This is a genomic window from Clostridioides sp. ZZV15-6597 (assembly GCF_020657815.1).
Taxonomy (GTDB): domain Bacteria; phylum Bacillota; class Clostridia; order Peptostreptococcales; family Peptostreptococcaceae; genus Clostridioides.
The window spans coordinates 1-1392 of the sequence record NZ_JAGWCT010000219.1 but is presented as its reverse complement, the minus strand read 5'-3'; the positions used below and the strand labels follow the sequence as shown (position 1 = coordinate 1392).

The 1392-nt window shown below is 28.3% G+C and carries 2 protein-coding genes; both read left to right on the top strand.

The genetic code is table 11. The annotated features are described in order from the left end of the window. A partial coding sequence (locus KGF52_RS20935) for an amidase domain-containing protein (RefSeq protein WP_227841512.1) occupies positions 1-809 on the top strand: 809 nt, incomplete at its 5' end. 79 nt (positions 810-888) lie between these two features. Next, the coding region (locus KGF52_RS20930) for a hypothetical protein (protein WP_227841511.1) at positions 889-1392 on the top strand (504 nt) is incomplete at its 3' end.

Here is a 1392-nt window from a genome sequence, read left to right as displayed (position 1 = left end):
ATGCTTCTGCAGGAAATGAATATGATATTTATCTTACTAAAATAGGTGATTCTTGGAAGATTATGTCTGCAACAATAGATGTAGGTGTGGATCCAATAGATTGTTTCTTTGATGTAAATCAAGAATTTGGATATGTACAAAAAAATAAGATTGATGCTAATACAAGAAAAGATAATCTAAAAAAAATGTTAGATAAGATTGAAGAATTAAAGGTTAATATATCTTCTGAACCTCCAGTATCTTTAGAAGATGTAGATCCAAACTTAAAGGAAGAGAGTACTCCGAAACTTGGAGCTATAACTAGTAGCCAACGTCAAGCTATTTATGACTATGCATATGCCTATAGAGAAAGTAGACGTAATCCTAACTATCTTTCATTTAAAGCTGATTGTGCAAATTATGCATCTCAAGCACTGAGAAAAGCTGGTGCAAGAGCTGATAAGAGTCATTCTATAAAAATAGATGGGAAAAATAGAACTTGGTCATTAGAACCAGATTCAATACATATACAACCAACTTATGGAGATGCATGGGCTCAAGCACATTATTTAAGAGCGTTTGTTGTTAGAAATGAAAATGGTTATAGAGGTCCTGGAGGACATGCAATCGAATATGGTTCTACTCTTCAACTAGGTGATTTAACTTTTATACATAATGGGACATGGTTTCATACATATATAGTAGTTGGGCCAGGTTCTAATTTTAAAATAGCAAGTCATACTGCTGATAGATGGATGGTTCCTATTAATACAGCAGCTCCTTCAAGTCAATATGATAGATCTTATGTTCATTTAACAACTTTAAATTAGAAAATAGAACGGATTAAATTATAATTTAATCCGTTTTTATTTTCTAATTTATCAAATAATTATTATAGGAGGAAATCTAATGTCTAATGTATTGAAAAAAATAGTCTTTCTTGTTTTAGTTGTTTTTCTTGTTATAGGAATTCTATTTATTATAAATAACAAAAATTCTATTTCTAAAGAAATAGAAAATCAAATAATTGAGAATGAACTCAATGAAAATGATAAAAATTCTATAAAAAAGGTAGTAGAGATATTTGTAAAAGAGGATTATAATTTCAATGGCGGAAAAAACAATTTTTCAAATGTAGGCTCTGATGGTTTCAAAGAATACTTAAAAGCTAGAAATGATTTAAAAAAGGCTAATAATGACAATCAAGCTTATAAAGTGATCAATACAGAGTATACCTTTGATTTTAAAAATATAACAAAGAATAGTAATATTGTTAATGTTAATTTATACGTATCAGAAACTTTTTCTTATAATTTAGAGGATAAAATAGAAAATAATGCTTCTGCAGGAAATGAATATGATATTTATCTTACTAAAATAGGTGATTCTTGGAAGATTATGTCTGCAACAATA